The sequence below is a fragment of the Mesorhizobium sp. M0571 genome, assembly GCF_040320985.1.
Taxonomy (GTDB): Bacteria; Pseudomonadota; Alphaproteobacteria; order Rhizobiales; family Rhizobiaceae; genus Mesorhizobium.
Genome location: NZ_JAMYQT010000040.1, coordinates 1 through 25,925, shown reverse-complemented (window position 1 = coordinate 25,925; position 25,925 = coordinate 1). Strand labels below are relative to the sequence as shown.

The 25,925-nt window shown below is 61.2% G+C and carries 28 protein-coding genes; 5 read left to right on the top strand and 23 right to left on the bottom strand.

Features of this window, described 5'->3' with window-relative positions; genetic code table 11:
• Positions 1-43: 43 nt before the first annotated feature.
• From NKI85_RS29500 to NKI85_RS29490, 3 genes are all read right to left on the bottom strand, one after another.
• Complete coding sequence (locus NKI85_RS29500; protein ID WP_352779690.1) at positions 44-907, bottom strand: substrate-binding domain-containing protein; 864 nt, start codon at positions 905-907, stop codon at positions 44-46.
• 1 nt (position 908) lies between these two features.
• Positions 909-1,433: a c-type cytochrome, methanol metabolism-related gene (locus NKI85_RS29495; RefSeq protein WP_352531181.1), complete on the bottom strand. Its 525-nt coding sequence runs from the start codon at positions 1,431-1,433 to the stop codon at positions 909-911.
• 156 nt (positions 1,434-1,589) lie between these two features.
• The gene (locus tag NKI85_RS29490; RefSeq protein ID WP_502900742.1) at positions 1,590-3,365 is read right to left on the bottom strand and encodes a methanol/ethanol family PQQ-dependent dehydrogenase; all 1,776 of its coding nucleotides are present in this window, start codon (positions 3,363-3,365) and stop codon (positions 1,590-1,592) included.
• An 806-nt stretch (positions 3,366-4,171) separates the two neighbouring features.
• On the opposite strand from NKI85_RS29490, the gene NKI85_RS29485 reads away from it, so the two are divergent.
• Positions 4,172-4,525 carry a hypothetical protein gene (locus tag NKI85_RS29485; protein WP_352531185.1) on the top strand — a complete coding sequence of 118 codons (354 nt, stop codon included), beginning with the start codon at positions 4,172-4,174 and terminating at the stop codon, positions 4,523-4,525.
• Between the two features lie 28 nt (positions 4,526-4,553).
• Here the strand turns inward: NKI85_RS29485 and NKI85_RS29480 are convergent, their stop codons facing one another.
• Genes NKI85_RS29480 through NKI85_RS29460 form a run of 5 tightly spaced genes read right to left on the bottom strand, consistent with a single transcriptional unit; the run spans position 4,554 to position 7,753 of the window.
• Positions 4,554-4,958 carry a thiosulfate oxidation carrier complex protein SoxZ gene (locus tag NKI85_RS29480; protein ID WP_352779684.1) on the bottom strand — a complete coding sequence of 135 codons (405 nt, stop codon included), beginning with the start codon at positions 4,956-4,958 and terminating at the stop codon, positions 4,554-4,556.
• A gap of 45 nt (positions 4,959-5,003) precedes the next feature.
• Positions 5,004-5,744, bottom strand: coding sequence for an ABC transporter ATP-binding protein (locus tag NKI85_RS29475; protein ID WP_352531227.1), 741 nt, complete (start codon positions 5,742-5,744; stop codon positions 5,004-5,006).
• Complete coding sequence (locus tag NKI85_RS29470) at positions 5,713-6,510, bottom strand: ABC transporter permease (RefSeq protein ID WP_352531189.1); 798 nt, start codon at positions 6,508-6,510, stop codon at positions 5,713-5,715. The genes NKI85_RS29475 and NKI85_RS29470 overlap by 32 nt, the downstream gene beginning before the upstream one ends.
• On the bottom strand, positions 6,507-7,496 hold the full coding sequence (locus tag NKI85_RS29465; RefSeq protein WP_352779683.1) for an ABC transporter substrate-binding protein: 990 nt from the start codon (positions 7,494-7,496) through the stop codon (positions 6,507-6,509). Before NKI85_RS29465 ends, NKI85_RS29470 begins: the two co-directional genes overlap by 4 nt.
• A gap of 47 nt (positions 7,497-7,543) precedes the next feature.
• Positions 7,544-7,753 (bottom strand): hypothetical protein, encoded by a 210-nt coding sequence (locus NKI85_RS29460; protein ID WP_352779681.1) that lies wholly within the window; start codon positions 7,751-7,753, stop codon positions 7,544-7,546.
• 367 nt (positions 7,754-8,120) lie between these two features.
• On the opposite strand from NKI85_RS29460, the gene NKI85_RS29455 reads away from it, so the two are divergent.
• Positions 8,121-8,498 (top strand): c-type cytochrome, encoded by a 378-nt coding sequence (locus NKI85_RS29455; protein WP_352531195.1) that lies wholly within the window; start codon positions 8,121-8,123, stop codon positions 8,496-8,498.
• 51 nt (positions 8,499-8,549) lie between these two features.
• Here the strand turns inward: NKI85_RS29455 and gph are convergent, their stop codons facing one another.
• The 10 genes from gph to NKI85_RS29405 all read right to left on the bottom strand — a co-directional run bounded on the left by gph (position 8,550) and on the right by NKI85_RS29405 (position 18,536).
• A complete protein-coding gene (gene gph, locus NKI85_RS29450) occupies positions 8,550-9,263 on the bottom strand; it encodes a phosphoglycolate phosphatase (protein ID WP_352779679.1) in 714 nt (237 codons plus the stop codon).
• Entirely contained in the window at positions 9,260-9,817 is a 558-nt protein-coding gene (locus NKI85_RS29445) for a thioredoxin family protein (RefSeq protein ID WP_352531199.1), read from the bottom strand. Before NKI85_RS29445 ends, gph begins: the two co-directional genes overlap by 4 nt.
• A gap of 22 nt (positions 9,818-9,839) precedes the next feature.
• Positions 9,840-10,526 (bottom strand): ribulose-phosphate 3-epimerase, encoded by a 687-nt coding sequence (gene rpe, locus NKI85_RS29440; protein WP_352531201.1) that lies wholly within the window; start codon positions 10,524-10,526, stop codon positions 9,840-9,842.
• 62 nt (positions 10,527-10,588) lie between these two features.
• On the bottom strand, positions 10,589-11,527 hold the full coding sequence (gene cbbX, locus NKI85_RS29435) for a CbbX protein (RefSeq protein ID WP_352779677.1): 939 nt from the start codon (positions 11,525-11,527) through the stop codon (positions 10,589-10,591).
• An 8-nt stretch (positions 11,528-11,535) separates the two neighbouring features.
• On the bottom strand, positions 11,536-11,970 hold the full coding sequence (locus tag NKI85_RS29430; protein ID WP_127206186.1) for a ribulose bisphosphate carboxylase small subunit: 435 nt from the start codon (positions 11,968-11,970) through the stop codon (positions 11,536-11,538).
• Positions 11,971-11,988: 18 nt separating this feature from the next.
• Positions 11,989-13,473 carry a ribulose-bisphosphate carboxylase large subunit gene (locus NKI85_RS29425; protein WP_502900741.1) on the bottom strand — a complete coding sequence of 495 codons (1,485 nt, stop codon included), beginning with the start codon at positions 13,471-13,473 and terminating at the stop codon, positions 11,989-11,991.
• Between the two features lie 29 nt (positions 13,474-13,502).
• Positions 13,503-14,582, bottom strand: coding sequence for a class II fructose-bisphosphate aldolase (gene fba / locus NKI85_RS29420; RefSeq protein ID WP_352779675.1), 1,080 nt, complete (start codon positions 14,580-14,582; stop codon positions 13,503-13,505).
• Positions 14,583-14,594: 12 nt separating this feature from the next.
• Entirely contained in the window at positions 14,595-16,601 is a 2,007-nt protein-coding gene (tkt, locus tag NKI85_RS29415) for a transketolase (protein WP_352779673.1), read from the bottom strand.
• Between the two features lie 10 nt (positions 16,602-16,611).
• Positions 16,612-17,484 (bottom strand): phosphoribulokinase, encoded by an 873-nt coding sequence (locus NKI85_RS29410; protein WP_352779671.1) that lies wholly within the window; start codon positions 17,482-17,484, stop codon positions 16,612-16,614.
• Positions 17,485-17,489: 5 nt separating this feature from the next.
• Positions 17,490-18,536: a class 1 fructose-bisphosphatase gene (locus NKI85_RS29405; RefSeq protein WP_352779669.1), complete on the bottom strand. Its 1,047-nt coding sequence runs from the start codon at positions 18,534-18,536 to the stop codon at positions 17,490-17,492.
• Positions 18,537-18,660: 124 nt separating this feature from the next.
• On the opposite strand from NKI85_RS29405, the gene NKI85_RS29400 reads away from it, so the two are divergent.
• The gene (locus NKI85_RS29400; RefSeq protein ID WP_352779667.1) at positions 18,661-19,602 is read left to right on the top strand and encodes a LysR family transcriptional regulator; all 942 of its coding nucleotides are present in this window, start codon (positions 18,661-18,663) and stop codon (positions 19,600-19,602) included.
• Between the two features lie 255 nt (positions 19,603-19,857).
• Positions 19,858-20,058: a hypothetical protein gene (locus NKI85_RS29395; RefSeq protein ID WP_352531217.1), complete on the top strand. Its 201-nt coding sequence runs from the start codon at positions 19,858-19,860 to the stop codon at positions 20,056-20,058.
• A gap of 27 nt (positions 20,059-20,085) precedes the next feature.
• Here NKI85_RS29395 and NKI85_RS29390 read toward each other — a convergent pair whose 3' ends face one another.
• From NKI85_RS29390 to NKI85_RS29370, 5 genes are all read right to left on the bottom strand, one after another.
• Positions 20,086-20,715: a hypothetical protein gene (locus NKI85_RS29390; RefSeq protein WP_352779665.1), complete on the bottom strand. Its 630-nt coding sequence runs from the start codon at positions 20,713-20,715 to the stop codon at positions 20,086-20,088.
• Positions 20,715-21,575 carry a lanthanide ABC transporter permease protein PedC gene (locus tag NKI85_RS29385; protein WP_352531231.1) on the bottom strand — a complete coding sequence of 287 codons (861 nt, stop codon included), beginning with the start codon at positions 21,573-21,575 and terminating at the stop codon, positions 20,715-20,717. The genes NKI85_RS29390 and NKI85_RS29385 overlap by 1 nt, the downstream gene beginning before the upstream one ends.
• Before the next feature lie 11 nt (positions 21,576-21,586).
• Positions 21,587-22,375: a lanthanide ABC transporter ATP-binding protein PedB/LutE gene (locus tag NKI85_RS29380; RefSeq protein ID WP_352531221.1), complete on the bottom strand. Its 789-nt coding sequence runs from the start codon at positions 22,373-22,375 to the stop codon at positions 21,587-21,589.
• Between the two features lie 98 nt (positions 22,376-22,473).
• Complete coding sequence (locus tag NKI85_RS29375) at positions 22,474-23,445, bottom strand: YVTN family beta-propeller repeat protein (RefSeq protein ID WP_352779663.1); 972 nt, start codon at positions 23,443-23,445, stop codon at positions 22,474-22,476.
• Positions 23,446-23,466: 21 nt separating this feature from the next.
• Positions 23,467-24,642 (bottom strand): ABC transporter substrate-binding protein, encoded by a 1,176-nt coding sequence (locus tag NKI85_RS29370; protein ID WP_502900740.1) that lies wholly within the window; start codon positions 24,640-24,642, stop codon positions 23,467-23,469.
• A gap of 331 nt (positions 24,643-24,973) precedes the next feature.
• On the opposite strand from NKI85_RS29370, the gene NKI85_RS29365 reads away from it, so the two are divergent.
• Positions 24,974-25,925 (top strand): alcohol dehydrogenase catalytic domain-containing protein (locus NKI85_RS29365; protein WP_352779659.1); only part of this gene is annotated, 952 nt, incomplete at its 3' end.

Sequence of the window (25,925 nt, the reverse complement as noted above, 5' to 3'; positions counted from 1 at the left end):
TTTCATCGCCTGCCACATTCCTGCCTCGGCCTGGCCATCCCAGTTATTGCGTGATCGGATTGTCGTGCTCGTCGATCAGCGGCACATTGTAACCCAGCAGGATCTTGGTGATCTCCGCCTGGTTTTCCCTGATCACCCGGTTGAGCGTCCGCTTCCATTCCTGGTCGGACGGACGTACGCCCATGGTGATGCGGTAAGACATGCGCGAGCCGGTCTTTTCCTTCAGCAGCGGAACGATCGTGACATCGGCTCCGAGCTCCTTGGCATAGTAGCCTGCCATCGGCCCCCACAGGACCGCCGCGTCGATCTTACCTGCGAGCATGTCCTTGATCATGACCTCTCCCATGGAAGGGGTGACGCGCGTATCCACCGCCAGCGGGTAGATCTTGGCGGTCCGCAAAAGCTTGTTGGCGGCCATGTTGGCGGTTGGCGGCGTGCTTTCGACGACGCCGATTCTCTTGCCGGAAAGTTTCGGATCTTCGATCGTCTCGACGCCCTCCATGCCCTTGCCTTTCGGGTGCACCAGCACATAGGCGGAGCGATAATACGCGTTGGTGTTCTGCACCAGTTCATCGCCTTGGGCGTAGCCCATGATGACGTCGCATCGGTTGGCCCCCAGCGTGTTGCGCACGAAGCCGGTGACAGTGGGAAACCATGTGTAAGCGACTGATTTCCGCCCCGTCTTCTTGGCAACCAGTTCAGCCAGCTTGTTTTCGAAGCCTTGGCCGTTCTTGTCGGTGAAGGGCATGTTCGAGGGATCTGCGCACACGCGCAGAATGTCGGGATCGACCAGTTCGCCCGCAGCGCCAAGGCCGGCACCTTGCGCCAGGGCGTTCGACGGCAGCAAGGCGAGGGCGCCGAGGATCGGCAGAACGACGCGCAGCTTCGATGCATCGCGGCCGGTCATATCATCCACCCATGCAGGATGCCTCGGCATCCTTGGCTGCCTGGGCCTTGTCTTCATGCTTGGGCGGCCTGCCGCGGGGCGCCGCGCCATCGGCGCGCGCGCGCAGATAGACGTAGAGGTCGTCCAGGTAGCAATAGACGTTCTTGTTGTCGCCAAAGGCAGGCATGACGTTTTCCTTGCCGCCGCCGACATTCTTGCGGCCCTCGGCGACGATCGAGAGGAACGTGGCGTAATCCATGTTTTTCAGACTATTGACCAGGGCAGGCGCATAGCTCGAGCCTGTTGCGTCCTGTCCGTGACAGACATGGCAATCGGAGTGATACCGGCGGTACCCGCTGAACGTGTACCAATCGACGGTTCCGTTTTCGATCTTGTAGGTCGGATTTCCGTCCGCATCTAAATATTTGCCTCCTTCTTGCTTCACCGCCTTGGCTTTTTCCATGCTGTCTTCGGCCCGTGCCAGACTTGAGCTGGCCAGAGGCAGCAGGACCAGCGCGAGAGCGGAAACTGCAATGCGAACGATCATTCAGACACTTCCTTCATTTGCCAGGGACACTGGCTGCCGTTGTGCAGCGGCATTGATCGGTGTTGGGTGCGCGGCGCAATCGAGAGCCCGGTTCCCGGCTTCCCGGTGACCCGGGCTCTCGTTTTTCAAGCCTAGTCGTAAGGCTCTTCCCGGCTATCAGTCCGGGAGGCCGAAGACGGTGAGCTGACCACCCAGCGTCGTATAGTCGGCAAGTGCCGCGTAACCGCCGACGGCACCCAGTCCTGCGGTTCCAACGACTGCGGTCTCGTCGCCCTGCGCACGGCCCTGATCGACGGCGCCATGCCAGGCAGCGGCGTTATCGGGCGAAAGCAGACCACCTGCCAGACCGATACCGGCCCATCCACCGACGCCGGACAGAACGGCGATGTACTGCTTGCCGTCATGCTCGTAGGTCGTGATGTTGCCGATGATGCCGGACGGGGTCTTGAACTTGTAAAGTTCCTTGCCGTCCTTATCGACCGCCTTGATGTAGCCTTCGAGGGTACCGTAGAAGACGACGTCGCCATCTGTCGCCAATGCGCCCGACCACACCGAGAACTGCTCGGGCTTCGACCAGACGATCTCACCCTTGGCTGCATCCCAGGCAATGAAGTTGCCCATGTTGCCGTCACCGCCAGGCGCCGGATACATCGACACGGTGGCGCCCACATAGGGCTGACCGGCGGTGTAGCTCACTTTGTAAGGCTCATAGTCCATGCAGACATGGTTGGTCGGCACATAGAACAACCCGGTCTTCGGCGAGTAGGCGGCCGGCTGCTGGTCCTTGGTTCCAAGCGCGGCCGGGCAGATGCCGGTCGAGTTGGTGTCTTCGCCGTTCTGCTGGGTCGAATATTTGGCCACGACCTGCGGGCGGCCATACTGGTCGCTCTTGGGATCCATGTTGACTTCCGTCGCCCAGTTCACTGCCGGATCGTATTTTTTGGCGACGAGAAGTTCGCCGGTGGCGCGGTCCATGGTGTAGGCAAAGCCGTTGCGGTCGAAATGCACCAGCACGTCGTGCTTGGCGCCATTGACCTCCATGCCGTCGACGAGAATCATCTCGTTGATGCCATCAAAGTCCCATTCGTCATGCGGGGTCATCTGGTAGAGCCATTTGGCAACACCAGTATCCGCATCGCGAGCCATGATTGTCATGGACCAGCGATTGTCGCCGGGGCGCTGGACCGGGTTCCACGTCGAGGGATTGCCGGTACCGTAGTAGACGAGGTTCAGCTTGGGATCATAGGAATACCATCCCCATGTCGTGCCGCCGCCTGTCTTCCACTGTTCGCCTTCCCAGGTGTTCGTGCCGGAATCCTTTCCGACAGGCTTGCCGAGCTGGGTGGTCTTCTCGGGATCGATCAGGGTGTCTGCGTCCGGACCTTCCGAATAGGCTTTCCATGCGAGCTTGCCGTCACTCAGATTGTAGGCGGCTATCCAGCCGCGAACGCCGTATTCGGCGCCGGAGACACCGACGAGCACCTTGTCCTTGATGACAACGGGCGCAGAGGTGCCTGATTCGCCCTTGCCGCCATCGGTCTTGTCGCCGTTCTTGACCGACCAGGCGACCTTACCGGTCTTGGCATCGAGCGCGACGACGGTGGTGTCGGCCTGGTTGAGAATGATCTTGCCGTCACCATAGGCAACACCGCGATTGACCGTGTCGCAGCACATGATCGCTATAACGTTCGGATCCTGCTTGGGTTCGTATTTCCAGAGGATCTTCCCGTCGTTCTTGAGGTCGAGAGCAAAGACGTTATTTGGGAAAGGCGTGTGGACATACATCACATCGCCGATGATCAGCGGCCCGCCTTCGTGACCGCGCAGCACGCCGGTGGAAAAGCTCCATTTGACCTGCAGGTTCTTCACATTGTCCGCGGTGATCTGCTTGAGTTTGGAATAGCGGGTGTTGGCGTAGTCACCCGTCTGCATCGCCCAGTTCTTCGCATCCGATGCGAGCTTTGCAAGGTCTTCGTTGGCCGAAGCCGTATAGGCCGCGCCGAGCGACAGAAACGCCGCGGTCGTCAGAATATAGGTAGCTTTCGCAAGTACACGCATCCGAAATCCTCCCGAGGTTCACAGTGACAAATCGACCGTCAAGCCCACAAGGGCTTGCCCAAGCGATTCATGTGGGGAAGTATTTCCGGCAGCTGTCACGACCTACCCCGACAAGCAGAGGGCACCGTAACTGCCCGCCCCACTTGGCCTTCGAAAGACTGCCACCGCTCCCTGACGATGGCGCTCTTGAAGCCGGAAACAGGGAAAAAGCTATGTCATCGTAAAAGGCCAAGCAAGCAAAAACCCGCAGCGCGTTCTTGCACCGCAATATCGATTATGATGCGCTGCAATATATAGAAGCAGATAAGAGAAGCATCTTACGTCAAACTATTGATAGGCTGGCCGCAAGCTGCGATATATATATTGATCCTATTACTCCCGTATTCACGGTGCGGTGCGTATTTGATTTTGTTTCGATATATTTTACGAAGCGTCTCGGGGTAAGTATGCGTGCGTCTCGTTGGCTGCCGATAGTGGGCGAGACATGAAATGATCGCTGGAAGCGAGGTGCGGAACGGGTCCATGAAGCTGCCGTGAAGGCCTCTTGTCGGTCGATAGGGCATTCCTCCTTTGGTCCTATACAGAGGCCATGGGAGCTTGACTGGCTTTGCGGCACGTCGCCAATTGGCGCGATGATCCTGTCTGGATGCATAGTGTCCAGGCCAACTGGAGGTTTCCTCATGATCAGATCTGTCGGATCTTCCACCTTGCCGCTGGTCTTTACGGCGACACTGGCCTTTGCGAACCCCGCCAGCGCCGCGGGAGACTACCCAACGGCAACCATTGCCGACTACGTGCTCGGCTGCATGCAAACAAATGGCCAGACACGTCAGGCGCTTGAAAGCTGTTCCTGCTCGATCGATGTTATCGCCTCAATCCTTCCCTACGATCACTATGAGAGGGCGGAGACCTTCAAAAGCATGTCGCTGACGACAGGGGAGGCCGCAGGATTGTTTCGCGAAAGCGCGCCAGCTAAGGCGGCGCGCACAGAACTGAAACGCGCGCAGGCGGAAGCCGACGTACGTTGCTTCTAGTCAGGCGGAATAGGCGCGTGACGGTGCCTCACAGTCCCGCCGTTTCCATCGGCCAATGGCCGCGAAATACCTTGCCATCCGTGTCTGTCGCCTCGACACGGATTTCGCCATTGCCGTGCGCCGTGAAATCGAACCGGAAATTGGGATCCTCCGAAATCGATGTTCCGCCCTCCATCGAGAGAATCGGCTGATCGGCTTGAGAGATCGACAGTTCGTGGATGAAGTGCGCGGGAATGAAATACTGGGTAAGCGAATCCCGCTGCAGGCCCGAATTGTTTGGGGGCGGATCATCAACTGCAACTCCTGCACCTTCGTCATCGTCTCTTGAGGCGGGAACTGGCGCAGTTTCATCTGTCCCATCGTCGCCATGGCCTCGTCCATGCCTTGACCGCGGGAGCCGAACAGCCGCCTGACGCCCTGCGCCGTACCCCATCGATCGACATGGCTTTTCCGATCTGCATTTCGCCCGCCGCGGCGATCAGGTCACGCCCGGGAATTTTCGATGGAACGACCGCAAGAGGTCGCTCATCACCCGTGCATTGCGATATTGCCGCGGCAGCCGCACGTCGAACATGCCCAGCACATGGGTCGGTTGCGGCGCGAGCACGATAATGCGGTCCGACAGCATCAGCGCTTCATGCAAATTGTGCGTTACCATCAAGGCGGTGGTTGGCCGCGCCGACCACACCGACAGAAGCAGGTGACGAAGCCGCACGGCGGTCCGCTCATCGAGTGAGACGAAGGGTTCGTCCAGGAAAAGCACCGCCGGCTCGTTGGCGAAGGCCCTGGCAAGCGCTGCCCTGCGCGCAAGGCCGAGCGAAAGCTCCGTTGGATAGAGCGAGCGCATGCCGGTGAGGCCGAGACTGGCGAACAGTCCGTCGAGATTTTTCGTCCTCAGTCCTTTCGGCAGCGCCAGTCTGACATTCTGCTCGAGCGTCCGCCATGGCAGCAAAGTCGGCTCTTGGAACACGGCGGCGATGCGGTTCGAGCCGCCTTGCGGCAGTTGGAAAGAGCCGGAAAAGTCTTTGTCCAATCCAAGCAAGATACGCAACGTCGTGGTCTTGCCGCAGCCCGACGGCCCGAGCAGACAGGCGAATTCGCCCTGCCGGACCTCGAAGGACAGACCCTGAAGCGCCGTTACCGAGACACCTCGCGCGGATCTGAAGGTCTTTTCGGCGATATCGACCTTAAGCGGGGCGATGGCGCCAACGGGTTGCATGTCGTTCAACGGGCTGCACCAGGATGAGTTCGATGACAAGCATCACCGCCACGAAAGCCAGCGTGTAGGCAAGAATGGCGGCGACGTCGAAGAGTTGGAAATAGAGATAGATCTGGAAGCCGACGCCATTGGAACGTCCGAGCAGTTCAACCACCAGGACGATCTTCCAGATGAGAGCGATGCCGGATCGCGAGGCAGCGGCAAAATAGGGCTGCAGTTGGGGCAGCAGAACATGGCGGATGCGGTCGAGTGGGCCGAAGCGGTAGACGGCGGCCATTTCGGCATAACGTGGGTCAAGCGTCCTGGCGCCCTCGCGCATGGTCACTACGACATTCGGGATCTTGTTCACTGCAACAGCGCCTATCGCCGCCGCCTCGTTGAGGCCGAACCAGATATAGGCGAGCACGATGATCACCAGCGCGGGAATGTTGAGAAACAGGATCACCCAGGGATTGAAGAACCGGTCCGCACCGCGGTAGCTGCCAAGGAGGACACCGATGACCGAGCCGATAATCATTGCGACGACGTATGCCGCGGCAACCCGTCCGAGCGTCGCGCCAAGATGATAAAAAAGGTCGCCGCTCGCCGCTTCCCTGAGCAGCACCTGCCAGACCTGCCCTGGTGAGGGGAAAGCACGGCTTTGCCACAGATGGGCCGCGAGGCTCCACAGCAGGCAAAGTCCGAGCAGGGAAACCGCTACCGTCAGCGCTGGCGTCAGTGCCGTCGCAAGGCTGGATCGACCGGACATGTCCTCCGGTGCGGTCATTTCGCGAGTTCCGGCCAGAACGTGCCGGGCGCCATCTCTGGCGCCCTGCCAACCAGCTTCTCGCCACCTATCGCAGCCAGCACGTGATAGAGCTTGCCCGCATCGGCCGCTTCTTCGGCGACCGGCCGTCTGGGAATGCCCTGGCGATAGCGGTCGCGCAGTTTTTCCAGCTCCTTGCCTTCCGCGCGAATGAGCGGCGCCAGACGCAGCCATTCATGGTCGGATCTGGCCAGCAAGTCCTTGGCCTGCTTGGAGGCCTTGACAAAGCCCCGGGCGGCATCCGGATTCTCGTTCGCCCATTGGTCGTGGAAGACGTAGCCGAGCGCCGACACGGCGCCCGAGGCTCCGAGCGCTTTCGCCGCATCATCCGCGCCGATCAACCGACGAAAGCCGTTGGCCTCGAGCCGGGCGCAGAAATGCCAGAAATTGAGTACCGCATCGAGTTCTCCCTGCATCGCCTTTTCCGAAATCAGCGGCGGCGCGCCAAAGGCGACGTCACTGGCTGTCGGCAGGTCGAGGCCGTGATCGCGTCTGGCCAGCGCCTGAATCAGTAGCCAGCTCTTGTCGAGCGGGCCGCCGGCGACACCGATCTTCTTTTCCTTTAGGTCGGCGATCGTCCGGATCGGCGATTCCTCCTTCACCATGATTGCCCCAACGGCGGTCGAATAAGGAGCCATTGTAAGGTCGCCGCCCTCGGAGCGCTGGCGCGAGACCCACAGCCAGTCGGTCACGATCATGTCAATCGCGCCGGCCAGCATCGCGACGTTGGTCGCATCCTCCCCGGCGAAATAGACAATTTCGAGATCGATCCTGTTGGCCTCGTCGAGCTTGTGTTGTTTCAGCGTATTGAGTTCCCAGCTCACGGTGCCAAACTTCAGGACACCAATTCGGACCTTGGCTGCTGCAAAGACAGCAACCGGCCTTGAGGCGAGGATGGCGGCTGTCCCAAGAGCCGCCAAACGCAGCGTTTTGCGCCGCGAAATCATCGTGACGTCTCCTCTTCCTGGGGCCGTCGCTGAACCAGGGATGTCGATCAAATCGCTCGTTCCTTGCTCCCAAAGGCACATTTCCAGCGCACGATCTTGAGACTTGGATGTTCCTGAGACCATTTTGCGATCTCGCCGGGCGCCAGGAACATGCATTGGAACAGAGAGCCGCGGCTCTCGAAATAGAGGTGTCCATCTCGGCAATTGCCCGGATTGGCGCTCAGGCAAACCGTTAATATGAGATCGACCATGTCCATTTGGCACCTATCGTCGCCTCTGCGGCGATCTCTCCAGAGTCGTGCTGTGGAGTTGCATCGGATTTCCTGAAGGTGCCCAAACAGGAAACGGGTTGAAGTTAGGCTACGCGTTCGGCCAATACGCGTCAATAATGTGAACCGCATGTCGCTACGCACTTCCACTTTGCGCAGTCGGGAAACGAAACAGGACCTTTGTACGATTGACTTCCTTCATCGGCAGTCTAGCTTTTCGAGGCGTGCATGTGCTGCCATTCCAGGGAGGAAGGGCGAATAGTTCGCTCTCCCGCGTAAAAGCGGATGCCGGCGGTCAAAGCATCGACACGCGCAAATCGTCCAGGGCACCCAGACGATCAAATGAGGAAATGCCATGCGCGCAATCGCATTTTTCGCCGTCGTATCCGTTGTGACCTTCACGAGCCAATCCCAGGCACAGGATGCCGCGGCAGGTGAGAAAGTCTTCACCAAATGCAAGGTTTGCCATATCGCCGACCAGGATAAGAACAAGATCGGTCCATCGTTGAACGGCGTCATCGGCCGGACGGCAGGCACGCATCCCGGATTCAGCTATTCGCAAGCCATGGTCGCGGCAGGGAAATCCGGTGTTAAATGGGACGAAGCCACGTTGGCCACCTACCTTCACGATCCGAAAGCCATGGTCAAGGGAACGAAGATGGCGTTTGTCGGCCTCAAAAAGGACGAGGACGTCGCCAACGTCATCGCTTATCTGAAGCAATTCTCGAAGTAACGCGGCTCCGCCGGCCATTTGGACTGCGTCCGGCCAGCGTTTGCCTGGGCTTTACGCTTGGGGTAAAGCAGCGTCTTGCAGCCTCTGCATCGCGGACGGCAGATCGAGCAAGCTGTCGCAAACGAGGTCGGCGCCAAGCTCTTCAACGGGAATTTGGGTGTAGCCGCCACGCAGCAGAATGACGGGTATGCCGGCGGCGCGCGCCGCGGCCACGTCGGCGCTGCTGTCTCCGACCATCAGCGTGTCACGAGGTTCGACCTGAAGCTGGTCGAGCGCCAGCAACAGAGCGTCGGGCGCCGGTTTCAAGTATGTCACCGCGTCTCCGCCGACGATCGCGCTGAGATATTCCGTCAGTCCAAAATGCAGCAGGATTTCGCGAGCCGCCAACTGCGGCTTGTTGGTCACCACGCCCATGGCTATTCCGCTCAAATGGAAATGCGTGAAAACCTCCCTGACGCCAGGCATCAGCTTTGTCAGGCCGGTCAGATGTCTGCGATAGATCGGCGCCATGACGCGGATGGCCTCTTCGAGCGCGCTGCCGAGGAGCGGCGTACCGGAAGCCGCGAAGGCGCGCTCGACCAGTTTCCTGACGCCGCCGCCGATCATGGCTTTGACCTGTTCCAGGCGCAGCGGCGGCAGATCGCGGCCGGCCAGCAACTCGTTGAGGGCGGCCGCTAGATCGGGCGCCGAATCGACCAGCGTGCCGTCGAGATCGAACAGGATCGCTTTCGGCGACCGCAACGGCCTTCCCACGCCGACATTCATGCGGCATCCTTCCACTTGATCGAGCAGCCGATCGAAGCGATCTGGTCCAGCGGCCCGTCGCCGGTTCGGGCAACCTGCTTCATCGCCTCGAACAGGTCGCGCCTCAGCCGGGGCGGTCCAGCGTCGCGCCGCGCGGCGTCCAGCCGGCCGCGATATTGCAGTGTCAACTCGTTGTTGAGCCCGAAGAAATCGGGAGTGCAAACGGCTCCGTATGCACGCGCCACCGTCTGGCGCTCGTCGTGGAGGTAGGGGAAAGTGAAGCCGTTCGTCTTGGCGAAGAGCTTCATGTTGTCGAAGGAATCATCCGGATAAGCGTCGGCATCGTTTGAGTTGATCGCGACAAAGCCGATGCCTTCGGCCTTGAGGTCGTTGGCGTCGCGCACCATGCGTGAAATCACTGCCTTCACATAGGGGCAGTGGTTGCAGATGAAGGCCACCACCAGCCCGTTCGGACCGGCGTGACTGAAGATCGAATGGGATTTGCCGTCGACCCCTGGCAAGACGGCATCGATGGCTTGCCAGCCGAAATCGCAGACAGGTGGAATTGCCGCCATGTTCGCCCTCCGATGAAACAGTTTACGCGGCTTTCCGGATCGCCCCGTCGGCCGCCTGTCTGATGGCGCCGATATTGGCACGATAGGCAGCCTCGGTGCCACCCTTGAAGATGGCCGAGCCGGCGACCAGCACATTGGCGCCGGCCGCGGTGACCAACGGAGCGGTCTCGGGCGTGACGCCGCCGTCGATCTCGATGTCGATCGGGCGATTGGCGACCAGTGCCTTGACCCGCCTGACTTTGTCGATGACCGCCGAAATGAACGCCTGGCCGCCGAAGCCTGGGTTGACCGTCATCAGAAGCACCAGATCGAGCCGGTCGAGCACATACTCGATGACGCTTTCCGGCGTCGCCGGGTTGAGCGACACGCCGGCCTTCTTGCCGAGATTCCTGATTGCCTGCAGCGAACGGTCGAGATGCGGCCCAGCCTCGGCATGCACCGTGATGATGTCGCAGCCGGCATCGGCGAAGGCGGCGAGATAGGAGTCGGCCGGCGCGATCATCAGATGGCAGTCGAAGATCTTGTCCGTTCGATCACGGATCGCCTTGATCACCGGCGGACCGAAGGTGATGTTGGGCACGAAATGGCCGTCCATGACGTCGAGGTGGATCCAGTCGGCACCCGCCCGGACGACGGCTTCGACCTCGTCGCCGAGCCGCGAGAAGTCCGCAGAAAGCACCGAGGGCGCGATGATTGTCTTAGTACCCATGGTCGTCGGCTCCCATTCTGTCTTCCGTTTCCGGTCGCTGCACACCAACCGGCCTCATCTTGTCAGCGCGCCTTCGTCTCCGGTTCGCCTTCGAGCTTACCTTCCGCGAACACGCGGCTGCCGCGAATGTCGGATTCCTCAATGGTGATAAGGTCGGTTTTCGTCAACGCCCGGTCGCGCGACGCGAAAAGGCGGTTGGCCTGGCGAAGCCGCGCCCGGTCGAGGCCATTGCGGACCGAGCGAGCGTTGGAGAAATGCGGCAGCCGCATGCGGATCGGGAGATACTCTTCGAGCGCCTTGGCCGCCGCCTCGCTGAGACGGTAATTCTGTTCCGCCAGCATGATCTCGGCGATCGATTTCAGCTCGGTGACGCCGTAGTCGGGAAAATCGAGGTGGTGGGCGATGCGCGAGCGCATGCCGGGATTGCTGTCGAAGAAGCGGTCCATCTTGTTCTTGTAGCCGGCAAGAATTACAACCAGATCGTCTCGGTTGTTTTCCATGCATTGCAGCAGGATTTCGATCGATTCCTGGCCGTAGTCGCGTTCGTTCTCGGGCTTGTAGAGATAGTAGGCCTCGTCGATGAAAAGCACCCCGCCCATGGCGCGCTTGATCACTTCGCGGGTCTTTGGCGCGGTGTGGCCCACATACTGGCCGACGAGATCGTCTCGCGTCACCGCGACCATGTGGCCTTCGCGGATATAGCCGAGACGATGCAGGATTTCGGCCATCCTCAGCGCCACGGTGGTCTTTCCGGTGCCGGGATTTCCCGTAAAGTTCATGTGCAGCGTCGGCGCGCCCGAGGTCAGCCCGAACTTGCGGCGAAGCCGGTCGACCAGGAGGAGAGCCGCGATCTCGCGGATGCGGTTCTTGATGGGCTTCAGGCCAACGAGTTCGCGGTCGAGCTTGTCCATCACCTCGTCGATGTTAGAGGCCTCGAACTCGGCCTGCAGATCAACCGATTCGTCCTGCGCGGCAGCGCCCTTTGCTATCGCATCCAGCATGGTTTGGGCTAGCTCCGCTCGCCTTCGGGCCTGTCGGTCGCATAGGGCACGATCGAATAGCCCTGGCTGCGGCCGTCGCGCTCCTGGCGCAGCAGCCGGAACCCGGGTTCGTTGGGCGGCCGATTGACGATGAACGACATGCGCGGCGCTTCCCAGCCCTTGGTCGAATCGAAGGCGGTCACCCGGACGTACATGTTGGGCATGGCTTTCCGGCAATTGTTCACTTCCAGCAGGATGCCCGCCGGGTCCTTCAGGTCGAACATCGGGTTGCCGTACATTTCCCAATAGGTGTTTCGCGGATGCGGATCGTCCGTGTACTCGACGCTGACCGCCCAGTGGTTTTTCAGCGCGTATTTGATCTGCGCCGAAATCTGCTCATCGGTCAGGTCGGGCAGGAACGAAAACTGTCCCTGCGTGACCTTGTTTCCCGGATTGGTCATCATGGCGACGGTTCCTTTCGTCTAGAAGCTGGGCGTTGCGGTTGGCACGAAGTCGGCCGTGTCGGTCGATTCGTAGTTGAAGGTGACGTCCTTCCAGGTCTCCAGGGCCGCCTTCAGCGGCGTGCACCATCTGGCCGCCTGTTCGAGGATTCTGGTCCCTTCGCGCAGATAGTCGCGGCCCTCGTTGCGGGCGAGGATCATCGCCTCCAACGCGACGCGATTGGCCGTCGCGCCGGCCTGGATGCCGTCCGGATGGCCGATCGTGCCGCCGCCGAACTGCAGGATGACGTCCTCGCCGAGATAATGGATCAACTGGTGCATCTGGCCGGCATGGATGCCGCCCGAGGCGACGGGCATCACCTTGTTGAGCGAGGCCCAGTCCTGATCGAAGAACAGCCCGGTTTCGAGGTTCTGCGGCGTGCGCTCCTCGCGCAGCGTGTCATAAAAACCCTTGATCATCAGCGGGTCGCCTTCCAGCTTGCCGACCACCGTGCCGGCATGGATGTGATCGACGCCGGCCATCCGCATCCATTTGCAGATGACGCGAAAATTCATGCCGTGGTTCTTCTGGCGCGAATAGGTCGAGTTGCCGGCGCGGTGCAGGTGCAGGATCATGTCGTTGCGGCGTGCCCACTTGGCCATCGACTGGATCGCCGTGTAGCCAATGACGAGATCGATCATGACGATGCAGGAGCCAAGCTGTTTTGCGAATTCGGCGCGCTCGTACATCTCCTCCATCGTGCCGGCGGTGACGTTGAGATAATGGCCCTTGACTTCGCCGGTGGCGGCCGACGCCTTGTTCACAGCCTCCATGCAGTAGAGGAAGCGGTCGCGCCAGTGCATGAAGGGCTGCGAGTTGATATTCTCGTCGTCCTTGACGAAGTCGAGGCCACCCTTCAGCGCCTCGTAGACGACGCGGCCGTAGTTGCGGCCTGACAGGCCAAGCTTTGGCTTCGTCGTCGCGCCGAGCAGCGGCCGGCCGAACTTGTCGAGCCGCTCGCGTTCCACCACGATGCCGGTCGCCGGGCCCTGGAAGGTTTTGAGGTAAGCCACCGGAATGCGCATGTCCTCGAGCCGCAAGGCCTTGACTGCCTTGAAGCCGAACACGTTGCCGATGATCGATGCAGTCAGGTTGGCGATTGAGCCTGGCTCGAACAGGTCGAGGTCGTAGGCGATATAGGCGAAGTACTGCTGCTCGATCCTGGTGCCGGGACCTGTGTTTGGCACCGGCTCGGATTTGAACGCCTTGGCACGATAAAGCTCGCAGGCGGTCAGCCTGTCGGTCCACACCACCGTCCATGTCGCGGTAGAGGATTCACCGGCGATGGCGGCGGCCGCCTCCTCGTGGTCGACGCCGGGCTGCGGGGTGATCCGAAACATGGCGATCAGGTCGGTCTCCTTGGGCCGGTAGTCCGGCTCCCAGTAGCCCATCTTCTTGTAGGGAATGACGCCCGACTTGTAGCGTTCGCTGCCTTCCTTGAGCGTGCCTGCTGACGGCATGTCCATCTTGTTCATGACAGGTCTCCTGTTGCCGCTCAGGCGGCTTTCGCAGTTGCGATATGCGGGTCGAGTTTTCCTGCGGCGTAACGTTTCGCCATCTCGTCCATGGCGATGACCCTGATCTTCGAGGCATTGCCCGCGGTGCCGAAGCGCTCGAAGCGATCACGGCAAAGGTCGCGCAGGGCGTCCATGGCGGGTTTCAGGAATTTTCGCGGATCGAATTCGCGCGGGTCCTCCGTCGCGATGCGGCGGAACTGCCCGGCCATGGCCATGCGGCAATCGGTGTCGATGTTGACCTTGCGCACGCCGTAACGAATGCCGCGCTCGATCTCCTCGACCGGAACGCCAAAGGTCTGAGGCATCTCGCCGCCATACTTGTTGATGATGTCCTGCAGTTCCTGCGGCACCGAGGAAGAGCCATGCATGACCAGATGCGTGTTGGGCAGCTTTTCGTGGATCGCCTCGATCACCTGCATGGCCAGAATGCCGCCGTCGGGCTTGCGGCTGAATTTGTAGGCGCCGTGCGAGGTACCGCAGGCGATCGCCAGCGCGTCGACCTGGGTGGTGGTCACGAAGTCGACCGCCTGATCGGGATCGGTCAAAAGCTGGTCGTGGGAAAGCGCGCCTTCGGCGCCGTGCCCGTCCTCGGCCTCGCCCTGGCCGGTTTCCAGCGAGCCGAGCACGCCGAGCTCGCCTTCGACGGAAGCGCCGACCCAATGCGCCATGCGTGCGACACGTTCGGTGATGGCGACGTTGTAATCGTAGCTTGCTGGCGTCTTGGCGTCTGCCATCAGCGACCCGTCCATCATCACCGAGGTGAAGCCGTGGCGGATCGCCGAAAGGCAGGTGGCTTCGTTGTTGCCGTGATCCTGATGGATGCATAGCGGAATGGCCGGATGGATTTCGGTCAACGCCTCCATCATCTTCGCCAGCATGATGTCGTTGGCATAGGAGCGGGCGCCGCGCGAGGCCTGGATGATGACCGGCGCGTCGCAGGCCTTGGCCGCCTCCATGATGGCGAGGCCCTGTTCCATGTTGTTGATGTTGAATGCCGGCACGCCGTAGCCGTGCTCGGCGGCATGATCGAGAAGCTGGCGAAGGGTGATGCGGGCCATTGTCGGGTCCTCCTAGATGATGAGCTTCAGCGCCGCTGCCGCGACGGCTTCGGGCGTGATGTCGAAATGCCGGTAAAGATCCGGGGCAGGGGCGCTGGCGCCGAAACCGGCCATGCCGACGAAAGCGCCGGTGTCGCCGATCCAGCGGTCCCAGCCGAGCCGCGCCGCGGCTTCGACGGCAATGCGTGGCGCCGAGCCGAGGACCGCCTTGCGGGTACCGGCATCCTGTTCCTCGAAAAGCTCCCAGCACGGCATCGAGACGACCGCGGCGGCGATGCCGTGCTCGGTTTCCAGCCGTTCGGCGGCGGCAACAGCGATTTCGACCTCCGAGCCGGTGGCGATCAGCGTCACGGCGCGGTGCTCGGCTGGCTCGCGCAGGATGTAGGCGCCCTGGCTCGACCGGTTCTCGTCGCTCTGTGTCTGGCGCAGCATCGGCAGGTTCTGGCGCGAGAGCACCAGCACGCTCGGACGGTTTTCGCTCTTCAGCGCCAATTCCCAGCACTCCGCCGTTTCGATGATGTCGGCCGGACGGAAGACGTTGAGGTTTGGCGTCGCCCGCAGCATCGCCAGATGCTCGACCGGCTGGTGGGTCGGGCCGTCCTCGCCAAGACCGATGGAATCATGCGTCATCACATAGATGACGCGCTGGCCCATGAGCGCCGAGAGCCGCATCGCGCCGCGCGCATAGTCGGCGAAGCACAAGAACGTGCCGCCGTAAGGTACGAAGCCGCCATGCAGTGCGATGCCGTTCATGGCCGCGGCCATGCCGTGCTCACGGATGCCGTAGTGAATGTAGCGGCCGGTATATTCATCCGGTGCTATGCGAGCCATGCCCCTGGTGATCGTCAGGTTCGAATGCGTCAGATCGGCGGAGCCGCCGACGGTCAGGTCGGTTGCGGTGTTGATTGCGGCGAGCGCCATTTCGGAGGCTTTTCGCGTTGCAACCTTGGTCGCCTTCTCGACATGCTCCTTGCGGAAAGCGCCGAGCGCTTCGAAGACCGCGTCGGGCAGTCTGCCGGCGACCGCGCTCTCGAAGGCCTGGCGCCCTGGCGAAGCGGCAAGCCGCTGCTCCCAGGTGCGCCGCGCCGCTTGACCGCGGTCGGCAATCTCGCGCCAGGCAAAAAGGATGTCGTCCGGCACCTCGAACGGCGCGTAGGCCCAGCCGATGTTTTCGCGCGTCGCTGCCATCTCCGCATCGCCCAGCGGCGCGCCATGCGTCTTTTCCGAGCCGCCCAGATTGGGCGCTCCCTTGCCGATCACCGTGCGGCAGGCGATCAGAGACGGCTGGTCCGATTGCTGCGCCGCTTCGATTGCCGCTCCAACGGCTTCTGTGTCGTGGCCGTCCACCGATTGGACATGCCATCCAGCGGCTTTGAACCGTGCCGGCTGGTCCATCGACGTCGACAGCGAAGTCGGTCCGTCGATCGAGATCGCATTGTCGTCCCAGAAGACGATCAGCCGGGAGAGCTTCAGGTGACCGGCAAGGTCGATCGCCTCGTGGCTGATGCCTTCCTGCAGGCAGCCGTCGCCGGCGATCACGTAGGTGAAATGGTCGACGAGATCGGCGCCGTGGCGGGCAGCAAGCATGCGCTCCGCCAGCGCCATGCCGACGGCGGTCGAAATGCCTTGTCCAAGCGGACCAGTCGTCGTCTCGATGCCAAGGGCATGGCCATATTCCGGATGTCCGGCGGTGCGGCTGCCCAGCTGGCGAAACCGCTGCAGTTCCTCGATCGGCATGTCTTCGTAGCCGAGCAGGTAATGCAGCGCATATTGCAGCATCGAGCCGTGCCCGGCCGAAAGCACGAAGCGGTCGCGATCGGGCCAGTCCGGCATCGTCGGGTCGATGTTGATGAAGCGGCTGAACAGCACCGTCGCGACGTCGGCCATGCCCATCGGCATGCCCGGATGACCGGAATTGGCCTTTTGGACGCTGTCCATCGCCAGTGCGCGAATGGCGTTCGCCATCTCGCGCTCCGAGACGGCGGCGACAGGCTTCAGGGCTGCTGCTTGGCTGTTCATGGCGTCCTCCTCACGACACGCGATTCTTGCGTTCGATCAATTGCAGGATGAGCGGCGTCAGGATCAGCTGCATGGCAAGGTCGAGCTTGTTGCCTGGCACCACTATGGAATTCGGCCGCGACATAAACGAGTCGTGGATCATCGAAAGCAGGTAGGGGAAATCAATGCCGCGGGGATTGGCGAAGCGGATCACCAGCATCGATTCGTCGGGCGTCGGAATCCAGCGCGCGATGAAAGGGTTCGAGGTGTCGACGATCGGCACGCGCTGGAAGTTGATGGCGGTCTGCGAAAACTGCGGGACGATGTAGCGGACATAGTCCGGCATGCGGCGCAGGATCACGTCCATCACCGCCTCGGTGGAATAGCCGCGCGTTGCGCGGTCGCGATGGATCTTCTGGATCCATTCGAGATTTATGACCGGCACGACGCCGATCTTGAGGTCCGCGTGTCTGGCCAGGTTGATCTTGTCGGTGACGACGCAGCCATGCAGGCCCTCGTAGAAGAGCAAGTCGCTGGGAGGAAATTCGCGCCATTCGGTAAAATTGCCCGGCGGCGTGCCGTACTGCTTTTCCTCGTCCTCGTCATGGATGTAGGTGCGGGTTCTTCCCCTTCCCCGGCGGCCATATTCGTCAAACACCTCTTCCAGGATTCCGAGTTCATTGGCTTCGGCATGGAAGTGGGTGAAGTTGGGATTGCCCGCCTTCTCTTCGTCGGCCACCTTCGCCTTCATCGCGGCGCGGTCGTAGCGATGGAAAGCGTCGCCTTCGATGAAGGCGGCCTCGATGTTCTCACGCCGGAAGATCAACTCGAAGATGCGCTTGACCGAGGTGGTGCCTGCGCCCGACGACCCGGTGATGGTGATGATGGGGTGCTTTGCCGACATGGTGTTCAGGCCCTGAAAAGGCCGCGGCGGCTGAACAGCGGCGCGCGCTCGCCGATGGCGCTCGGCTCGGTGTGATAGCGGGTGATGCGCGCCACTTCCCGCGCCGATCCGAAAACCATCGGCACGCGCTGGTGCAGGCTCTCGGGTTGGATTTCGAGGATGCGGGTGATCGTATCGGTGGCGGCACCGGCCGCCTGTTCGATGAGATAAGCGATCGGGTTGGCTTCATAGACGAGGCGAAGTCGCCCCTGCCTGTAGCCCTTGCGCTTGTCGCCTGGATACAGGAATACGCCGCCGCGCATCAATATGCGGTAGCAGTCAGCGACCAGGGAGGCGATCCAGCGCATGTTGAAGTCCTTCTCGCGTGGGCCTTCGGTGCCTTCGAGGCAGTCGTCGATATAGAGCCGCACCGCCTCGTCCCAATGCCGGTAGTTGGCGGCGTTGATGGCGAACTCCTCGGTGCGCTGCGGGATGATCCGGCTCTCGTAGGCCTGGACGAATGTGCCGAGCCTGGTCGAGAGAACGAAGACATGCGTGCCGCTGCCGAGCGACAGAACGAGCGCCAGCTGCGGGCCGTAGATGAAGAAACCGGCGCCCAGCTGGTTCACCCCTGCCTGCAAAAAAGAGGCGGCCGGATTCCCATCCGGCGCGCCAATTGCAGGCAGGAGCGAGAAGATCGTTCCGATCGACACGTTGGTGTCGATGTTGGATGAGCCGTCGAGCGGGTCGATGGCGATGGCAAGAGGCGCTTGCTTGTCGAGCAGCACCGGCTGCTCCAGTTCTTCGGAAGCGTAGAGCGCGACCGGAGCGTGGCGCATGGCGTCGAGGAAGATGTCGTCAGCGAAGATATCGAGATCCTTCTGAACATCGCCGTCAGCATTGGCGCCACGGGTTCCGGCAAAGGCGGTGCCGAGTACCCCTTGATTGATGGTATTGCGGATCGTGGTGGCCGCCTGCGTCAGCCGACGGACGGTCATCACGACCGCAGCGCGCAGTTCGTCCGGCTCGCCGAGATAGGAGTTCAGAAAAGCGTCGAGCGTTGCCGCTGGCATCGTAACCTCCCGATCCAGCCGCCTCTCCTCGGATCGGCCGGATTGGGAAATGAAAAACAAATGATATTGGATAAGTAAAATTCAATAACTTTACTTTGGCACTAAAAAAAATTTAGTATGCCATATGAGAAACCTCACGCTCAAGCAATTCAAGACCGTTCAGGCAATCATCAGCCACGGAAAAATCGTCAGCGCAGCCAAGGCGTTAGGCCTGTCTCCTCCAGCGGTGACGATCCAGTTGCGGCAGGTGGAGGAGGAGTTCCAACTGGCCTTGTTCGACCGGACGTCGGACGGCATGCGTCCCACTGCCGCGGGTCTGGCCTTCGTCGAGACGGCACAGGCCATCGAAGAGCGGCTTCGTCTGCTCGAAGACAAGATGGATGCGATCAAGGGCGTGCGCATCGGCAGCTTGCGGCTCGGCGTCGTTTCCACCGCCAAATATTTCGCGCCGCGGCTGATGGCCGGCTTCATGAAGGAGCATCCCGACATCGACATGCGGCTTGCCATCGGCAACCGCGCCGAAACGATCGACAGTCTGAAGAACCACGACATCGATATCGCACTGATGGGACGCCCGGCGAAGGAAGTCCCGGTGCGAGCTTCGGTTTTCGGCGATCACCCGCTGGTCATCATCGCGCCGCCAGACCACCCGCTTGCGTCGGCACGCGAGATATCCAAGGAACGGATCGCCGAGGAACATTTCCTCATTCGCGAGCCCGGCTCCGGCACGCGCATCTCGCTGGAAATATTCCTGAGCGACGTGCCCGGCCGCATCGACGAACTCGGCGTCGAGATGGGTTCGAACGAGACGATCAAGCAGGCGGTGATGGCCGGGCTCGGCATCGCCTTCATCTCTGCCCATACCATCGCTGCCGAAACCGAAGCCGGCCGGCTGGTTATCCTCGATGTTGTCGGCATGCCGATCCGGCGGCAATGGTTTTCGGTGATGCGCAGCGATCACGCGATCTCGCCGGCCATGGCGACATTCCACGATTTCCTGATGCGCAAGGGCGCGATGTATCTGCCCCTGTTCGGCAAACTCTATCCGCACACCGGAGCGGGATGACGTTGGACGGGCGAAATTCAACCTGAACGACCGCATACCGAACGCCAAAGATCGTCGTGATAGCTGCGAAGGGAGTGGAGAACGCCCTGCGATCATTGGCGTTAGATTAGCGGCATGTTATGTTGCGGCGCGAAAGAGCGGGGGCCACGTCCTTTCACACCCGTAAGCGATCTGTATGTGCGACCCCTGCAAATTGGTCGGTATCACGGAAACCTCCCGGGCATGGGGTTCGGGATTCGATGGGGACAAGGGGTAATGCTTTACACGCTCGTTATGATGGTCTGCCTGACGGATGTGCCGCAGACCTGTGAACAACGCGAACAGATGGTGGACGGCCTGGCGATGAATCCCGGGACCGCCTTCATGCAGGCGCAGCCGCTGGTAGCCCAGTGGATCGAGATGCATCCCGGTTATTTCGTGCAGCGCTGGCGCGTGCTGCCCGGCCAGGGATCGTGAGATCCGCCGCGAAGACCGAATGAGAGCTTATTTCTTCGCGGCGAGCGCGTCCGAGACAGTCTTGGACAATTGATAGAGCCGCTGCTCGATGATCGTCGGCACATCGCAGACGTAAGTCAGCGACTGTACGCGTTCATTGAAAATTCGCGTTGCGAATTTCAGCTGTTCGCTTCGCCGTTCGATCTCGTCGGGATCTGCATCCGGCTTTGCTCGCAACGCATCGACGTCGGACGCTTCCTTGCGCAACGCGGCGGCCATTTCGAGCTGCTTGTGGGCGTAACGGGAAATGCCGGAGATCACGTGCGAACGCTCGGCGTCCATGTGATCGAACATGCCTTGCACCAGCATCGCCATTTTCGGTGCAAGCTGCTCGGCCGGCAGCGAGCCGGCGAAAACCTTGATCTTCTTTTGGGCTTCGGCAATCGGCATCCGCCGGGCTGCCACCTCCTCGACCAGGGCGGAGACGGCGGGGTCCTTCGACAAGTCCTTTGCCCCTGGCGGAAGCTCCGGACCGTTCCAGATCTGGCCGAGCGAGAGTTGCGGTACCTTGCGCTGTATGCAAGGCCAGTCCGGATCGGTGTTCGCCGCCATGGCGTTCACGCCCGGCGCGAGCATGGCAACCACAGCCAGGCTGCGAACAAGGCTCATTCGTGCCATCAGGCATTTCCTCCCGTGTCCTGTTTGCGGGTCATCAGGCCGCGCGAAGGGTCGTAGGCAATGATGGCCCCGGCAAAAAACAGCAGCGTGCAGCCGGCAACCACGCCCAACGACAGCCAGTCAACCTGGCCGTAGAAGGCGAAGCGGATCAGTTCGACGGCATAGGTGAACGGATTGGCGAGGCAGATCTTGTAAAGCAGCGGACTCGCCTCCTGGATGCGCCACAAGGGATAGAGGGCCGGAGAAGCGAAATAGCCGGGAAAGATGACGAAGTTCATGATGCCGGCGAAGTTTTCGAGTTGCTTGATCATCGAAGACAAAAGCATGCCGAGCGCGCACAGCATCATGCCCGACAGGAACAGCGCCGGCAGTACCGTGAGATAGCCGAGCGGCGGCGCCTTGACGCCCCAAAACCAGGCAACGATCAGAAACGCGTAAACCTGCGCGATCGACACGGCGACACCGGCGAGCATCTTCGACATCAGTAAGAACCAACGCGGGAAGGGGCTGACCAGCAGGGTGCGCATGTTGCCCATTTCGCGGTCATAGACCATCGACAGCGAAGACTGCATGCCCGAAAACAACAGGATCATGCCGCACAGGCCCGGCGTGATGTAGACCTCATAGAGCACGTAGGTCTTGTAGGGCGGGATGATCGATACACCGAGCACCTGCCGGAATCCGGCTGCAAAAATGAACAGCCAGACAAGCGGCCGAACCAGCGAGGATATGAAGCGCTCGCGCTGGTGCAGGAAGCGCAGGCACTCCCGCAGGACGATCCCTTTGAGGCAAATGAGATAGTGGCGGAGGCCAAATTGTTCGAACTTCACCGGCGTGAGGGCGGCGACTTTTCCGGGCATTGCGGGAGCGCTCATGACGATATCTCCGCCATGTCGGCGGGTCCGATGCGGTTGAGCTTCGAAAAGGCATCGCGGATCGAATTGGCGCTCGTGGCCATGACGACGTCGGCGACCTTGCCCTTGGCAACCAGGTCGCCCTGCCGCAGCACGACGACATGGTCGCCGTCTTCAACCTCATCGATCAGATGCGTCGCCCACAGCACGCCAATGCCCTCGGTTTCGACGAGCTTGCGGATGGTGGCGAGAATGCCCGCACGCGATTGGATGTCGAGACCGACCGTCGCCTCGTCGAGCAGCAGCAGGGAAGGGCGGTGGAGCAGCGCCCTCGCGATCTCGATGCGCCGAATCTGGCCGCCGGAAAGACTGCGTGCCTTGTCATGCTGACGTCCCTGCATGTTGACTGTATCGAGCAGCGCGGCAATGCGCTGCCGGGCTTCGTGTCCGCCAATGCCATGCAGCGAGGCGTGGTAGGAGAGGTTCTGGTGGACGCTGAGGTCGAGGTCGAGCGTGCGTGCCTGGAACACGATGCCGACACGCCTGAGCGCTTCGCCGGAAGCGCGGCTGACATCATGGCCGAAGATGCGGATCGATCCGCGGCGGGTGTCGTAAAGATGGCTGATCAGCGAGAACAAAGTTGTCTTGCCGGCGCCGTTGAGGCCGAGCAGAACGGTGAAAGTTCCCGGCGCGATCGAGAACGAGACGTCGTCGAGCGCCCGCTTTGGGCCATAGGAATGGCTGACGCCGGCAACATCGAGCGCCGCCACCTCGTCTCCAGGGCCGCTTGTCCTCACATGCTGCATGCCGCTGACTCCTTCGGGGCGTGCTGGTTATCTAGTGCACTTGCAGCAACCACGCGGCAAACATTCATCATGTCGGCCTCCCTGATAATCACTGCGGTCTATTGGGGCGATATGGCCACGCCCCAAGGCTGCTGGCCCACCGTGACCGATTGAACCGGCTCGTCGGTCGCCGTGTCGATGAAGGTGATGTCGTTGGAATTGCCGTTGGTGGTGATCAGCGTCTTCTGATCGGGGGTGAAGTCGAGATGCCAGACGCGCTGGCCGACGAGGATGTATTTTTCCACCTCGTAGGTTTCGGTGTCGATCACGGCGACATGGTTCGCCGGGCCGAGCGCGACATAGGCTTTCTTGCCGTCGGCGCTGATGGCGATGCCGACCGGCTGGATGGTTTCGGGCCGCAATCCCGCAATCGCGAACTGGATCTTCTTCACCACCTCGCGTTTGGAACTGTCGATGACGCTGACGGTGCCGCCGATCTCGGCACTGACCCAGATCTGTGATCCGTCGGGCTTGAATTGCGCAAACCGCGGACGCGTGTCGACCAGCACATTGTCGGTCACCTCATGGCTGTCGGTGTCGATGAAATGCGCCATGCTGGTGGTTTCGGAGGTGTTGACCATGGTTTTGCCGTCGGGACTGACGGCCATGCCTTCAGGCTCCACGCCAACGGGAATCTCGGTCATGACTTGCTTGCGCTCGATGTCGATCGCGGTGACGAGATTGTCGTCCTCGTTGGCGACGTAGAGCGTCTTGCCGTCGGGCGAAAGCACGAACAATTCAGGATCTGGGCCGGAAGGCAGCGTGCCGACGATCTGCAGCGTCGCGGTATCGATGATTTCGATCGTATCGTCATCGCTGGCGCACAAATAGATGAACTTGCCGTCATGCGAGATGGTGATGCCGCGCGGCCTCTGGCCGACTTCGACGGTCTTCACCACTTGCATCGTCGCCGTGTCGACCACGGTTATCGTATTGTCTTTCTCGTTGGAGACATAGACCGTGTAGGCCGACGCCGGATTGGCCATGAAGCCGATTGCGAGAATGGCGAGTGCGCAAGCTCGTCTCTGCACGAAAATTCCTCCCGATTGGTTCTACTTAAGCACGCATTTCGTTTCCGGCTGATCGACGCCGAGCGTATCGAGCTCGGAGATCTGGTGGAGATAACCCTCCTGTGGCGATGTCGAGACGACCGATTTGGTATCGCCGAGCAGGATGGGCTGGCGAAGCTGATGGTTCCATTTGCGGAAGGTCAGCTTCTGTCCCTTGAAGGCGGCGACCGAGAAATCGTCCGAACGGATGTAGTCGCTGATCTTCTTCGGATCGTCGCCATTGGTCCGCGTGCTGGCTTCGCCCACGGCCCGCACCGCCGTCCAGGCCGACATGTCCTTGGACAGCATTCGCCGGCCGGTCGTCCTCAGGAAACGGCTCTGCATCTGGATGCCGCCCCATTGCTCGCTCGCGGGATGCCAGGACGATGCGACAAGCCCGGCCGTGCCGGCGACCAGCCGCGGTGTCCAGGTGCGGTAGGGCACGTAGGTTCCGAACACCTCGCTCTCATCGGCGACAAGCACCACGTCATGCTCCGGCAGATCCTGCGTGAACACGGAGATCTGCTGCTGTATCTGAGTGGCACCGGTGTCGGTGTGGCGCGCCGTGCCGGTGTCCTTGAATTCCTTCTCGGCGACGATCTGACCGCCGAAGCGGGCCGCCGCGCGGCGCAACGCGTCCGCATAGAGATGATCCTGCTCATGCGAACCGTAGAGCAGCACCCAATTCGGCCATTTCTTTACCACGAGATACTGCGCCAGCGCGTCGGCAAGCATGCTTCGCGTCGGCGCGACATGGAAAATATTTATGCGGCAGTCTTCCTCGCGCAGGCTGTCGTCGGTGGCACCGACATTGAAGACCAGCACGCCCTTGTCGCGGGCGATGTCGGCGATCGACAGCAATTGCTTCGCCGAGAGGTCCGCGACCACATAGCGGTCACCTTTGGCAACCAGATCGTTGAACGCCTGGACCGCGTCGGCGTCCGGCTTGATCTCGGTTATGTCGAGGCTGAATTTCTGGCTGAGGAACTTTCCTGTCGTATTGTTGTCGCCGATCGCCACATTGGCGCCGGCGACACCCTCGTCGCGTGGCGGCAGGTCCAGCAGCGAAAGCGCCAGTTGCGGCGCGTAGGCCCGCAAATAACCTATCTTGATTTCGGTTATCTTTTTTTCCGGCCTGTCCGTTGCAGCCGGTTGCTTGCCCGTCACTTCCTGGGCCATCACGTCCGGAACGTTGGCGGTCTGGGAAAAAAAGCACAAAAAGGCCGCGAGAGTGCCTGGCACCGCGCTCGTCATCGATAAAACTGCCCGTTCTTGCACTAAAGTCCGATTGTTCCCGGACCAGCGCGAATTCAAGGTGCCCACGATGAGCTTAGCGGACCCACAAAATTTATCAAACCCCTGCAAGTGGACTTACGTGTCTGCTTTAGTCCTATGCCTTTTCGCGGGGGGATACGACGGTGACTGAGCGGATCGCGGTCTTCGACTTCGAGATCATCCGCAACAATGTCGGAACGTGAAACTTTGTCGATTGCCTTGGGAGGATTGCCTGATGAAAACCCGCGCCGCAGTCGCTGTCGCCGCCGGAAAGCCGCTGCAGATCATGGAGGTCGACCTCGACGGTCCTCGTGATGGCGAGGTGCTGGTCGAGATCAAGGCAACCGGCATCTGCCACACCGACGAGTTCACTTTGTCGGGCGCCGACCCGGAAGGCCTGTTTCCGGCGATCCTCGGCCATGAGGGCGCCGGCATCGTCGTCGACGTCGGCAAGGGCGTCACCTCGGTCAAGAAGGGCGACCACGTCATCCCGCTCTATACGCCGGAATGCCGGCAGTGCCCGTCCTGCCTGTCGCGCAAGACCAATCTGTGCACCGCCATCCGCGCCACCCAGGGACAGGGCTTGATGCCCGACGGCACGTCGCGCTTCTCGATCGGCAAGGACAAGCTGTTCCACTATATGGGCTGCTCGACCTTCTCCAACTTCACCGTGCTGCCCGAGATCGCGGTGGCCAAGGTCAATGCCGACGCCCCCTTCGACAAGATCTGCTACATCGGCTGCGGCGTCACCACCGGCATCGGTGCTGTCATCAACACGGCCAAGGTCGAGCAAGGCGCGACGGCCGTCGTTTTCGGCCTCGGCGGCATCGGCCTCAACGTCATCCAGGGATTGCGGCTTGCCGGCGCCGACATGATCATCGGCGTCGACCTGAACAACGACAGGAAGGCCTGGGGCGAGAAATTCGGCATGACGCATTTCGTCAATCCGAAGGAGATCGACGGCGATATCGTGGCTCATCTCGTCAACATGACCAAGCGCGGCGCCGACCAGATCGGCGGTGCCGACTACACCTTCGACTGCACCGGCAACACGAAAGTCATGCGGCAGGCGCTTGAATCGTCGCACCGCGGCTGGGGCAAGTCGGTCGTCATCGGCGTGGCCGGCGCCGGCCAGGAGATCTCGACGCGGCCGTTCCAGCTGGTCACCGGCCGCACCTGGATGGGCA

What these genes read in the sequence shown, in the direction of transcription:
- NKI85_RS29500 (WP_352779690.1), bottom strand. Translation starts at nt 907, where the DNA reads ATGACCGGCCGCGATGCATCGAAGCTGCGCGTCGTTCTGCCGATCCTC.
- NKI85_RS29495 (WP_352531181.1), bottom strand. Translation starts at nt 1,433, where the DNA reads ATGATCGTTCGCATTGCAGTTTCCGCTCTCGCGCTGGTCCTGCTGCCT.
- NKI85_RS29490 (WP_502900742.1), bottom strand. Translation starts at nt 3,365, where the DNA reads ATGCAGACGGGTGACTACGCCAACACCCGCTATTCCAAACTCAAGCAG.
- NKI85_RS29485 (WP_352531185.1), top strand. Translation starts at nt 4,172, where the DNA reads ATGATCAGATCTGTCGGATCTTCCACCTTGCCGCTGGTCTTTACGGCG.
- NKI85_RS29480 (WP_352779684.1), bottom strand. Translation starts at nt 4,958, where the DNA reads ATGGGGTACGGCGCAGGGCGTCAGGCGGCTGTTCGGCTCCCGCGGTCA.
- NKI85_RS29475 (WP_352531227.1), bottom strand. Translation starts at nt 5,744, where the DNA reads ATGCAACCCGTTGGCGCCATCGCCCCGCTTAAGGTCGATATCGCCGAA.
- NKI85_RS29470 (WP_352531189.1), bottom strand. Translation starts at nt 6,510, where the DNA reads ATGACCGCACCGGAGGACATGTCCGGTCGATCCAGCCTTGCGACGGCA.
- NKI85_RS29465 (WP_352779683.1), bottom strand. Translation starts at nt 7,496, where the DNA reads ATGATTTCGCGGCGCAAAACGCTGCGTTTGGCGGCTCTTGGGACAGCC.
- NKI85_RS29460 (WP_352779681.1), bottom strand. Translation starts at nt 7,753, where the DNA reads ATGGACATGGTCGATCTCATATTAACGGTTTGCCTGAGCGCCAATCCG.
- NKI85_RS29455 (WP_352531195.1), top strand. Translation starts at nt 8,121, where the DNA reads ATGCGCGCAATCGCATTTTTCGCCGTCGTATCCGTTGTGACCTTCACG.
- gph (WP_352779679.1), bottom strand. Translation starts at nt 9,263, where the DNA reads ATGAATGTCGGCGTGGGAAGGCCGTTGCGGTCGCCGAAAGCGATCCTG.
- NKI85_RS29445 (WP_352531199.1), bottom strand. Translation starts at nt 9,817, where the DNA reads ATGGCGGCAATTCCACCTGTCTGCGATTTCGGCTGGCAAGCCATCGAT.
- rpe (WP_352531201.1), bottom strand. Translation starts at nt 10,526, where the DNA reads ATGGGTACTAAGACAATCATCGCGCCCTCGGTGCTTTCTGCGGACTTC.
- cbbX (WP_352779677.1), bottom strand. Translation starts at nt 11,527, where the DNA reads ATGCTGGATGCGATAGCAAAGGGCGCTGCCGCGCAGGACGAATCGGTT.
- NKI85_RS29430 (WP_127206186.1), bottom strand. Translation starts at nt 11,970, where the DNA reads ATGATGACCAATCCGGGAAACAAGGTCACGCAGGGACAGTTTTCGTTC.
- NKI85_RS29425 (WP_502900741.1), bottom strand. Translation starts at nt 13,473, where the DNA reads ATGGACATGCCGTCAGCAGGCACGCTCAAGGAAGGCAGCGAACGCTAC.
- fba (WP_352779675.1), bottom strand. Translation starts at nt 14,582, where the DNA reads ATGGCCCGCATCACCCTTCGCCAGCTTCTCGATCATGCCGCCGAGCAC.
- tkt (WP_352779673.1), bottom strand. Translation starts at nt 16,601, where the DNA reads ATGAACAGCCAAGCAGCAGCCCTGAAGCCTGTCGCCGCCGTCTCGGAG.
- NKI85_RS29410 (WP_352779671.1), bottom strand. Translation starts at nt 17,484, where the DNA reads ATGTCGGCAAAGCACCCCATCATCACCATCACCGGGTCGTCGGGCGCA.
- NKI85_RS29405 (WP_352779669.1), bottom strand. Translation starts at nt 18,536, where the DNA reads ATGCCAGCGGCAACGCTCGACGCTTTTCTGAACTCCTATCTCGGCGAG.
- NKI85_RS29400 (WP_352779667.1), top strand. Translation starts at nt 18,661, where the DNA reads ATGAGAAACCTCACGCTCAAGCAATTCAAGACCGTTCAGGCAATCATC.
- NKI85_RS29395 (WP_352531217.1), top strand. Translation starts at nt 19,858, where the DNA reads ATGCTTTACACGCTCGTTATGATGGTCTGCCTGACGGATGTGCCGCAG.
- NKI85_RS29390 (WP_352779665.1), bottom strand. Translation starts at nt 20,715, where the DNA reads ATGGCACGAATGAGCCTTGTTCGCAGCCTGGCTGTGGTTGCCATGCTC.
- NKI85_RS29385 (WP_352531231.1), bottom strand. Translation starts at nt 21,575, where the DNA reads ATGCCCGGAAAAGTCGCCGCCCTCACGCCGGTGAAGTTCGAACAATTT.
- NKI85_RS29380 (WP_352531221.1), bottom strand. Translation starts at nt 22,375, where the DNA reads ATGCAGCATGTGAGGACAAGCGGCCCTGGAGACGAGGTGGCGGCGCTC.
- NKI85_RS29370 (WP_502900740.1), bottom strand. Translation starts at nt 24,642, where the DNA reads ATGGCCCAGGAAGTGACGGGCAAGCAACCGGCTGCAACGGACAGGCCG.